Genomic DNA, 9,772 nt, shown 5'->3' on the forward strand with positions numbered 1-9,772 from the left:
GCTAGTGGACACAAGCAGGGAGACCAAACTCTGCCTCGGCATACACGACTTAACGCTTCATATCAACTTTTGACGGATATGACAGTCCATAAATCACTCATGAATTGAACGTAGATAACCGGGCGGTTCACTTGGCCAAGCAGGTTTGCCGCTCCCGATGCACCTCGCCCGCTACCCGCTTCGAGGCGCACTGAAGCACATGTGTGGCCAGCCTGGGTGGGCGTCAGTTTCATGCCGACTAATCGCGTCTCGAATTTGAGTGCGAACTGCAAAATTGGCGAATCGCAGTGCGAAAATAACGATCGAAGGGAAAGCTGGATGACTGAGCCAAACACGACTACTCTACCTGAGTCTGCACTCGGTCGGCCGGCAACTTTTAGAACCTCAATGATCGTGGCGCCTCAGAACACTTTCGAAGGAAATCGAATACTGCGAGCATGGTGCCGCAATTCCCTTTCACACCTCATAAATCTGGAAATCACCCAGCTCGACACTCTAGAGGATTTCCGGTTCTCAGCTCGCGGGCAACGCGTAGGTGAACTGCTGACAGTGAAATTGCAATGCGACTCAGTGACGGGGGTTTCAGGTCGAAACCTCGATGGCGACCCCATTGTTGTCAATGTTGTTTCGTCCGGTCAGCTGCAATTCACGCGAGAAGGGGTGGATTATACGGTATCGCCTGGACAGTTCTGTATTCGAGACACTAAGATCCCATGGGGATTTTCATGTACTCCGGCCACGCATGTTCATGTCGTCACCTTTCCCCGAGTCGTGCTGGCGTCTCGCATTGGATCGAAGAAAGCAATCGACGGTGTTCGTGTAGGCGACTCTAATAGTCCAGAAATTCGGTTTCTCCTAAACCTTCTAGAAGCAGTGGAGAAGTCTGCGCATGGCGTCGATTTCTCCGCGAAGGTGCAGGCGATTGCCCTTGACGCCTGCGCAGCTTTGATCGATGGGATTATATCAAAATCACTCACTTCCAATTTAGGGAGCCGGGATAAAACGATGATTGAGGCGGCGAAGGATGCCATAGAGGAGAATTTGGGAGACCAGGAGCTGTCGCCTGCGATGATTGCCCGACTCCTGAGTGTCTCTCCTCGCACACTGCATCGCACTTTCTCGGGATCGGGAGAGTCCATCATGTCGTTTGTACGTCACCGCCGTCTCCAGATGGCGCGCGATGAACTCTTGGCATCGAAAAAGGAGGTGTCAATATCGGAAATTGCAACAAAGTGGCACTTTTCGGATGCTGGTCATTTTATTCGATTCTTTAAGAAAACTTTCGGGTCAACTCCGATCGCGTATCTTCGGAAAAACTCTTCTTGGAATTCTTGACTAGTTAGTATCTCGCACATACTCCACGCGTGCATGACCTGGTCAATCGACACTTCAGTGCGGATGGTTCGGACCGGTTGCGGGTGGCAGATTTACTGACTTCGGCTCGTCAGGGTGAACTCTGTCGGAGTGCCTGGTAGGGCTGGTGTGGTGGCTGTATCCGTGGTGTGTGAGGTATGCGGATGGGGGCGGGCTGAGTCCTGGAGGACGTCAGCGCCGGGAGACCGTGCGGATGTAGGCGGCTAAGACCGTGTCCTACGTGGTGAGGCGGACGAGGCGTTTGTAGCAGCAGAGTGCGGCGGCGAGGCCGAGAAAGGCCAGGTAGTTGCGGGGATTGCGTTCGTAGCGAGGGCTCAAGCGTCGGTAGCCGGATAGCCAGGACATCGTCCGCTCGATGACCCAGCGGCGTCGCCCTAATCGCTCGCTGGACTCGATCCCTTTGCGGGCGATGCGCACGCCGATGCGCTTCCATCTGAGCCATCTGCGCAGGTCGGCTCGGTCGTAAGCTTTGTCGGCGTGGAGGCGCTGGGGCTTGAAATGGCGGCCGTTGTGAGGGTCGTGTCTCGTTTGGTGACCCTCGATCATGGGCTTGAGCCCTTCGCTGTCATGGGTGTTGCCGGCCGAGATGCCGACGAGGAGGGGCAGTCCGTTCGCGTCCGACAGAACGTGCATCTTGGAACCCGGCTTGCCCCGGTCCGCAGGGCTCGGACCTGTATGTTCGCCCCTTTTTTAGCCCGGACGTGGGAGGTGTCGAGGACGACACGGGTGACGTCGATGAGGCCGGCGTCGTCGAGCCGGTGCAGCACAGCCTTGTGGAGGCGGCCCCAGACACCGGCTCTCGACCAGATCAGGAACCGGCGGTGAGCAGTCGACTTCGATATGCCGAAACAGGGCGGCAGCTGGCGCCAGGCACAGCCGCTGACCAGGACGAAGACGATCGCCGCGAACAGCGTCTCATCTGGGGTGTCCTGCGTTCCGCCGCCCTGCGGCCGCACTCTCGAGGGCGGGATCAGCGGCCTCGCGATCTCCCACAGCCCGTCCGGCAAAATCCAACTCCACGTACCCCGCCCCATACCGCAACCAACGACCGCCTCACCACGGAGGACACGGTCTAAAGAAGTCGTTTCTTATGGCTGTCAGAGCAGCGTGAGAGCCTCCTGGCATGAGCTACGACCTGGCTGTTTGGGAAGGTGTGCGACCGGCGGACGACAAGAGCGCCCGCCGGTCCTTCAATGGCCTGTACGACCGCTATCTCGACAGTGAGGTCAAGGAGCCTCCGTCCGAACGCATCACGGCCTTCGTCGCGGCGCTTCTTGACCGGTGGTGTGACATCACTGAGGACGAGGGTGAGACGTCGCCGTGGTCGGTCGGGCCGTTGATCGACGATCGCGTTCCGTGAGGTGGTGTAGCCGGGCACAGTCCCGGAACGCGCGGGTGTCTGCCCGGGGCGTGCATCCGCTGGCGGTGCATGCTCCCTGAACATGGGCAGGCCATCGCGCAAGTCTCCCTGGTGAACGGGCAGTTCGACCGGAGGAGCACGCGATGGCCTTGTCCCAGTCTGAGCTGATGCGGCTGCTGGAGTCACTACGTCGGGCCGATGGAGTTGAGGCAATCAGGGTGGTGTGCGAGCGCATCCTGCAGGAGCTGATCGAGGCCGAGGCCACCGAGGTGATCGGTGCCGCGCCGCGCGAGCACTCCGAAGCGCGCACGACCTGGCGCAACGGCCACCGGGAGAGGCTGCTGACCACGCAGGCCGGCGACCTGGACCTGAAGATCCCGAAGGTGCGCAGCGGGTCGTTCTTCCCGTCGCTGCTGGAACGTCGGCGGCGGATCGACCGGGCGTTGTTCGCCGTGGTGATGGAGGCATACGTGCACGGTGTCTCGACCCGCTCGGTCGATGACCTGGTCAAAGCCCTGGGTGCGGACAGCGGGATCTCCAAGTCCGAGGTCTCCCGCATCTGCGGCGAGCTGGACGAGGAACTGACCGCGTTCAAGGAGCGGCCGTTGGATCACACCGTCTTCCCCTACGTCCTCCTGGACGCGACCTACTGCAAGGCGAGGGTCAATCACCGGATCGCCTCGCAGGCCGTGGTCATCGCGACTGGGGGTACCCCCGGCCGGAGGCTGGGGGAGGATCTCCGCCACCGGGCACCGCGAGGTCCTCGGCCTGATGGTCGGCGACAGCGAGTCGAAGCCGTTCTGGACGAAGTTCCTGCGGTCCTTACGAGCCCGTGGCCTGGAGAACGTCCAGCTGGTCATCTCCGACAGCCACAGCGGGCTGGTGGCCGCGATCCGCACCGTTTTCCTCGGCGCGGCCTGGCAACGGTGCCGGGTTCACTTCGTCCGGGATGTGTTCTCAGTGATCGAGAGGGGCTCCGGGGAGATGGTCGCCGCCACCATCCGCACCATCTTCGCGCAGACTACCGGCGAGCAGGTGCGCGCCCAGCTGAACGTGGTCGCCGACATGCTCGGAAGGCAGTTCCCGCAGGTCAAAACGATGCTGTTGGATGCAGCGACGGACATCACCGCGTTCGCGGACTTCCCGCCGGCGCATTGGAAGAAGATCTGGTCGACCAACCCGCTGGAGCGGCTGAACCGGGAGATCAAACGACGGGCGGACGTCGTCCAGGTCTTTCCCAACCCCGCCGCCCTGGACCGGCTCGCCGCTGCAGTGCTGGCCGAACTCCACGACGAGTGGCAGGTCTTCGACCGCCGCTACCTCTCCGAAGCCTCCATGGCCGAGCTCTTCACCACCAAGCCAACCGAACCCGAAACGCAAATCACCCCGCAACCGGAACCGAAACAGCTGCCGTGACTACACCACCCCGCGGGACATGACCTGATCGACGGTGCAAGTGGTCCACTTGTCTACTTTGGGTTGGCCTGGGACAGGGCCGAGGAAGCGTCGGCCTATGCGGCAGCCGTGGCGGAGTCCATGGAGCTGATCTGTTTCGACGTGCAGCAGGACCGGCTCAGGCCGTGAGCAGGGTCGACATACGGCGGTAGCCGATGAGGGCTGCAGCTATGCCGACGAAGGCGAGGAAATGTTCGGCCTTGCGTTCGTAGCGGCGGTGCAACCGGCGGCAGCCGGCCAGCCAGGACACGGTTCTCTCAACCACCCAGCGGTGTCCGCCCAGCCGTTGTGAGGACTCGATGCCCTTGCGGGCGATGCGGTGGCGGATGCCCCGCCTACGGAGCCATCGACGCAGGTGGTCGTAGTCGTAGCCCTTATCGGCGTGCAGTTTCGCCGGCCGTCGACGTCGGGGCCCGCGGCGGGACCGGATGGGCGGGATACCGCGCACGAGCGGCTCCAGGCCCTGGCTGTCGTGCATGTTGGCGCCGGAAATGCCCAGTGACAGCGGTAGTCCGTTCCGGTCGCAGATCAGGTGGATCTTCGATCCCAGCTTGCCGCGGTCGGTCGGATTCGGTCCCGTTACTGGCCCCCTTTTGCCGCCCGCAGACTGACCGAGTCGATCGCGCACCGAGACCAGTCCAAATCACCCCGCGCTCCGAGCTCATCGAGGATCACGCGGTGGAGCCGGGCCCAGACCCGGTCCCGGCTCCACTGGGCGAACCGACGATAGACCGTGGGCCAGGCCGGGCCGAACACCGGCGGCAGTTGCCGCCACGTGCAGCCCGAAGTCGCCACGAAGATGATCGCCGCCAGAGCCTCACGGTCACCCGCCCTACGCCGACCACCACCCTGCGGACGTATCACCACCGTCGGTGGCACCACCCGCCTGAACAACACCCACAACTCGTCCGGCACCAGCCGCTCCACGAGATCCGTCATGCACGGCTCAACGACCGATCACGCCATAAGAAACGTCGACTTTAAGGGGTCACGATGCTCATCGTCACCCGCGAGGGTGACCGCCGGTGCAAGCTTCCGCCGCACCAGCGTGCGCTGGTCGCTCTGGTGTACCTGCGCAAGCACGACACCCTCGCCCAGATCGCCGCCGGCTTCGGCATATCGGTCGGTACCGCCCACGCCTACACGGCTTCCGTCATCGACCTCCTGGCCGACCGGTCACCGGGCTTGCTCAAGGTCCTACGCGAGGCCGACCCGGAGTACGTCCTGCTGGATGGGACGCTCGCCGAGTGCGACCGGGTGGGCGACGGCCGGGCCGACTACTCCCACAAGCACCGCCGCCACGGCGTGAACGTGCAGGTCGTGACCGACCCGGTCGGGCAGGTGCTGTGGATCTCGCCGGCCCTGCCAGGCCGCTGCCACGACCTGACCGCGGCCCGCACCCACCGCATCATCCGGATCTGCGAACACCAGGGAATCCCCGTCCTGGCCGACCGCGCCTACACGGGCGCGGGCCCCTGGGTCACCACCGGACGCAGACGACCGCCCGGCGGACAGCTCTCTCCTACACAGCAGACGGTCAACCGGGCACTCGCCACGTCCCGGGCACCTGTCGAGAGAGGGATGGCACTGCTGAAGTCCTGGCGCATCTTCCGAAGATCCCGGATCAGCCCGAACCGCATGACGTCACTCGCCAAGGCAGTCCTCACCCTGGAGAGACAGCGCTGAAAATACTCAGTGACCACTCTGAAAACGCTCACTGGCCCTGCGGCCTCATCTGCTGGTGGCGTCTGAAGAAGCACCGATCATGATCGAGTTACGAGCTCCCTGAGTGCCCGATAAGCCGTCTACATGCAGAAAAGACGCGGTTGAATCAATTTGAAAGGCTTTACGCCGCGTGTCGCCAGTGTCGGTAGCAACGCCTGAATCTGCCCCGACCGTAGACATTTGCTGAAGAATGTCGCTACTGCGCCAATCCCGATACGCGTGGCGGCCGGGTTCCATTTTTTGGCACTAGGCTTCTATGATCCCCTGCCCCTCGTAGCAGAGTATTGGCTTGCGTGGAAGTAGCCGTTAATCCGCGTTCCGGGTTGACTTCAAAAATGAAGTTGGCACAGCGTAACTAACTCCAGGATAGGATTGTTTCGCATGGGAATTTCTAAAGGAATCGTTCGTCCAGTGCTAATAGCGCTGGTTGCAGTCGCCACTTTTGCCGGGGTCTCGACGCAAGCTTCTGCTGACGTGGGATGGGAGCATAATACTTCGAGTTTGCACACGGCATCTACCTGCGATGGGCACAGTTTTTGCATATTTGAGCATACGTCTTGGAGTGGCTATTACTATTACACCAATGTGAATGCCACCTCAGACTACTTCAAAAATTATAATGGCACGAGTGATCCTTTCAATGATAAGGCTTCGTCAGTGGTCAGTAATTCCAGTGTTCCGTGGTGCCTCTACTCGGAAATCAACTGGACGGGGTCAAATGTGACAGTATCTCCTGGCCAGCGCGTTGACAACTTGGGAAATTATGGAATGAATGACAAGGTTAGTTCACTGATAGGTCACGCTTGTTAGTTAGGGAGCTTCCCTTACAGATCTATCTGCGCATCTCTCAAATAGAACTTTATCACCAAGCGCATTTATTGCTATTCCAGGAAGTGCGCAAGCCGTAGAAGAAAGGTCATTCGAGTGAAGATCTCCAGTCCGGTGGTCCGAAAAATCGTCGTTCCTGCGCTTGCACTATTCGCTTTGGCAGGGGTGTCAAGTGGAGCAGCCTACGCCGCTGATATCGGCAAAGGCAACGGGACCACGTCCACATGTGATGGCTATAAGCTCTGCCTGTACATAGATGGTGGATGGTCTGGAGCCACGTACCGCCAGAAGAACGATGAACAGCAGTATAATGATGTGAATTACTTGCTCCCGTTTGGAAATCGGACGTCGGGCGTGCTCAGTAATTCATCGAATACGTACTGTTTTTATAGCGGTGCGCGTTGGCAAGGGGATAAGCTCGCATGGGGGGCCGGCTGGAAGGTCGCGGATTTGCGTGGCTGGGGTTGGGCCGATCTGATCAATTCTTGGCACCTGGGTACTTGCCAGTAGAATTAGAACCTAACCGGCGGCTTGGCTAGCCGCGCAGTTCGCTTCCCAGCCGTCGGCCGAAGTAATTCGGTCGGCGGCTGGGTAATTATTGCATTTCATGGATCGTGGCGTCCCTCCGGTTAGGCGTATTCTGGGTTAAGCGCTGCATTTGTCACGGCCGGTGAACTCTTGACGTCAATTCGCTGCATTCTCATGCAAGCGACGGAAAGAGGGCTGTGTGCTCTTCGAAGGTATATTTGAGCCGCACTTTTACTCCTATAATTGCGGATGTCGTCATTTTGTCCCGGCATTATCCATATTGGGTATGATGAAGCTTTAATCGAGGCGATACTCTAAACACGGCACATAATTCCATTCTTCTCTATGTGTAGATTTCTGATTTTTCATTAGCAGATATTGCTGTGCATCTATTTCTCCTACGCGTGTCGAATCGGTGAGTTATTTGAGTCTTCCTGGGCGATATGGGCTTGGCTGGAGTCCGACCAGACCGCTTTTGGTTCGGAGGGGCACCCGATTTTTGCGTCGGTATCGAACTTTTGCGGTGGCTGCGCACATTGGTCTATCTGCCGCCGTGTTGGCCGGTTGCACGCTGGAGGGCGACAGTCAGCGCCGTGCTCCCTCTACTGAATCGGCATCGGCGGAGAAAATGATTCACGTTCTCGAGTCTCTGCTTCCTGAGGGGCACATTACACATCGGAAGGGAACGGGTATTGAGGTGGGCGCTTTGCCGTCGGCTGAGCTTGTCTTTGATAAAGACGGGCGTACGGTAAAGGTGGCAGTATTGGCCAATAGATGGGCTGTTCCGATTCCTGAACAGACACTGAAGTGTCCTGATACTGCCTATGCTCCCTATACGCAATGCAGTGCGAGTAAACTCTCTAACGGTGCAACCCTTGTGCTTGACCGATCGCCCGAGGATGATTCCAAGCCCTTTGGTACCGAGCGGCTTATTGCTCGGCTTACGTATGCGGATGGGGGGCAGGTAACTGTGTCTGTGTCCGGCCAGCCCGGTTGGGCAGGTAGTGAAGAAGTCGCATCCCCCTTGACTCGAAATGAAGTCTCGGCCCTAGCGGTTTCTGATGCCTGGAAATCCATTCTTCTACAAATACCAAAACCGCCCAGCAGTACGCGATCTTCCTCAATGTCTCGGATGAGTGCTCTGGAGATCGCGCATGCTATCAAGACGCTGTGCCCCTCTGGGCTACAGATTACCGAGCCGGGGGGCTCGCGCGGGTTCGGACACGTGGTGGTCGACGACGGGCATGGCAAGACTCTCGTCGCCGTGAATGTTCAACAATGGAGGCCTGGTGATGCGAAGATGCTTGAGCTGTTTAAGGATGCGAAAAATCTGTCGGATCATACCCGCATCAAAGTTTACGAGCGGCCCTCCCCTTATGGAGGAAATGGAGCGAAGCAATGGACGGTTGATACGTTCCGAGAGGACGGTTTGCGTGTTGCAATTACGGCTTTGAACGCCAGGGCCTACAAGCTGCCAGCTGAACGTACCGAACCTGTCCTTACCTCCGATCAGCTTGAGGCTATGGCACTTGCCGAGGTGTGGCAGCACGCTGACTGATTTTTGCCGCACCACCAACGGCCAGACGAGCATCTTCGGCTACACCGGCCAGTGCAGACTCCTACCCGTTGCCGCTGGTCAGGCAGCTCCGGGTGGGCGACTTCCTTCCCGTTCAGAGCCAGCACATAGGACAGGCCCCGTTCTTCGAGACCAAGCCGGAACGGGGTGCTGACGCCGTAGCCGGCATCAGCGACCACGACCGGCGCCCTCAACTGCCACTCGGTGAGTAAGTGAGTATTTTCAGCGCTGTCTCTCCAGGGTGAGGACTGCCTTGGCGAGTGACGTCATGCGGTTCGGGCTGATCCGGGATCTTCGGAAGATGCGCCAGGACTTCAGCAGTGCCATCCCTCTCTCGACAGGTGCCCGGGACGTGGCGAGTGCCCGGTTGACCGTCTGCTGTGTAGGAGAGCTGTCCGCCGGGCGGTCGTCTGCGTCCGGTGGTGACCCAGGGGCCCGCGCCCGTGTAGGCGCGGTCGGCCAGGACGGGGATTCCCTGGTGTTCGCAGATCCGGATGATGCGGTGGGTGCGGGCCGCGGTCAGGTCGTGGCAGCGGCCTGGCAGGGCCGGCGAGATCCACAGCACCTGCCCGACCGGGTCGGTCACGACCTGCACGTTCACGCCGTGGCGGCGGTGCTTGTGGGAGTAGTCGGCCCGGCCGTCGCCCACCCGGTCGCACTCGGCGAGCGTCCCATCCAGCAGGACGTACTCCGGGTCGGCCTCGCGTAGGACCTTGAGCAAGCCCGGTGACCGGTCGGCCAGGAGGTCGATGACGGAAGCCGTGTAGGCGTGGGCGGTACCGACCGATATGCCGAAGCCGGCGGCGATCTGGGCGAGGGTGTCGTGCTTGCGCAGGTACACCAGAGCGACCAGCGCACGCTGGTGCGGCGGAAGCTTGCACCGGCGGTCACCCTCGCGGGTGACGATGAGCATCGTGACCCCTTAA

Annotated in this window: 7 protein-coding genes and 3 pseudogenes; 6 read left to right on the forward strand and 4 right to left on the reverse strand. The window is 60.2% G+C overall.

Going from position 1 to position 9,772, the window contains the following annotated elements:
- Positions 1 to 318: 318 nt before the first annotated feature.
- A complete protein-coding gene (locus SSP29_RS51205) occupies positions 319 to 1,335 on the forward strand; it encodes an AraC family transcriptional regulator (protein WP_245883614.1) in 1,017 nt (338 codons plus the stop codon).
- 255 nt (positions 1,336 to 1,590) lie between these two features.
- Here SSP29_RS51205 and SSP29_RS58260 read toward each other — a convergent pair.
- A protein-coding gene (locus SSP29_RS58260) for an IS5 family transposase (RefSeq protein WP_089107900.1) occupies positions 1,591 to 2,408 on the reverse strand; the annotation gives its coding sequence in 2 pieces (ribosomal slippage) (positions 1,591 to 2,060 and positions 2,060 to 2,408; 819 coding nt in all).
- Between the two features lie 89 nt (positions 2,409 to 2,497).
- Between SSP29_RS58260 and SSP29_RS51215 the strand changes: the two genes are divergently transcribed.
- Both SSP29_RS51215 and SSP29_RS58265 read left to right on the forward strand, forming a co-directional pair.
- Complete coding sequence (locus tag SSP29_RS51215) at positions 2,498 to 2,734, forward strand: hypothetical protein (protein ID WP_150136584.1); 237 nt, start codon at positions 2,498 to 2,500, stop codon at positions 2,732 to 2,734.
- Positions 2,735 to 2,877: 143 nt separating this feature from the next.
- A pseudogene (locus SSP29_RS58265) lies at positions 2,878 to 4,150 on the forward strand (IS256 family transposase).
- A gap of 157 nt (positions 4,151 to 4,307) precedes the next feature.
- Here SSP29_RS58265 and SSP29_RS58270 read toward each other — a convergent pair.
- Positions 4,308 to 5,128, reverse strand: a protein-coding gene (locus SSP29_RS58270) for an IS5 family transposase (protein WP_089107901.1) whose coding sequence is annotated in 2 segments (ribosomal slippage) — positions 4,308 to 4,778 and positions 4,781 to 5,128 — 819 coding nt in all. Because the reading frame shifts where the segments join, the coding sequence is not laid out codon by codon here.
- Positions 5,129 to 5,182: 54 nt separating this feature from the next.
- Here SSP29_RS58270 and SSP29_RS51230 point away from each other — a divergent pair.
- From SSP29_RS51230 to SSP29_RS52805, 3 genes are all read left to right on the forward strand, one after another.
- Positions 5,183 to 5,875 (forward strand): transposase family protein, encoded by a 693-nt coding sequence (locus SSP29_RS51230; RefSeq protein ID WP_089107902.1) that lies wholly within the window; start codon positions 5,183 to 5,185, stop codon positions 5,873 to 5,875.
- 420 nt (positions 5,876 to 6,295) lie between these two features.
- Positions 6,296 to 6,724, forward strand: a complete 429-nt coding sequence (locus SSP29_RS61490) for a peptidase inhibitor family I36 protein (protein ID WP_089107903.1) — start codon at positions 6,296 to 6,298, stop codon at positions 6,722 to 6,724.
- 1,678 nt (positions 6,725 to 8,402) lie between these two features.
- Positions 8,403 to 8,828, forward strand: coding sequence for a hypothetical protein (locus SSP29_RS52805; RefSeq protein ID WP_145969092.1), 426 nt, complete (start codon positions 8,403 to 8,405; stop codon positions 8,826 to 8,828).
- A gap of 86 nt (positions 8,829 to 8,914) precedes the next feature.
- Here SSP29_RS52805 and SSP29_RS58275 read toward each other — a convergent pair.
- Positions 8,915 to 9,040: pseudogene (locus SSP29_RS58275) on the reverse strand (transposase); the annotation flags it as partial.
- A gap of 28 nt (positions 9,041 to 9,068) precedes the next feature.
- Positions 9,069 to 9,759 (reverse strand): annotated as a pseudogene (locus tag SSP29_RS51245) (transposase).
- Positions 9,760 to 9,772 lie beyond the last annotated feature (13 nt).

Origin of the sequence: Streptomyces hyaluromycini (assembly GCF_002217755.1) — a bacterium.
Taxonomy (GTDB): domain Bacteria; phylum Actinomycetota; class Actinomycetes; order Streptomycetales; family Streptomycetaceae; genus Streptomyces; species Streptomyces hyaluromycini.

Coding starts and splice junctions, on each gene's coding strand:
- SSP29_RS61490 (WP_089107903.1), top strand. CDS start 6,296: ATGGGAATTTCTAAAGGAATCGTTCGTCCAGTGCTAATAGCGCTGGTT.
- SSP29_RS51230 (WP_089107902.1), top strand. CDS start 5,183: ATGCTCATCGTCACCCGCGAGGGTGACCGCCGGTGCAAGCTTCCGCCG.
- SSP29_RS51205 (WP_245883614.1), top strand. CDS start 319: ATGACTGAGCCAAACACGACTACTCTACCTGAGTCTGCACTCGGTCGG.
- SSP29_RS52805 (WP_145969092.1), top strand. CDS start 8,403: ATGAGTGCTCTGGAGATCGCGCATGCTATCAAGACGCTGTGCCCCTCT.
- SSP29_RS51215 (WP_150136584.1), top strand. CDS start 2,498: ATGAGCTACGACCTGGCTGTTTGGGAAGGTGTGCGACCGGCGGACGAC.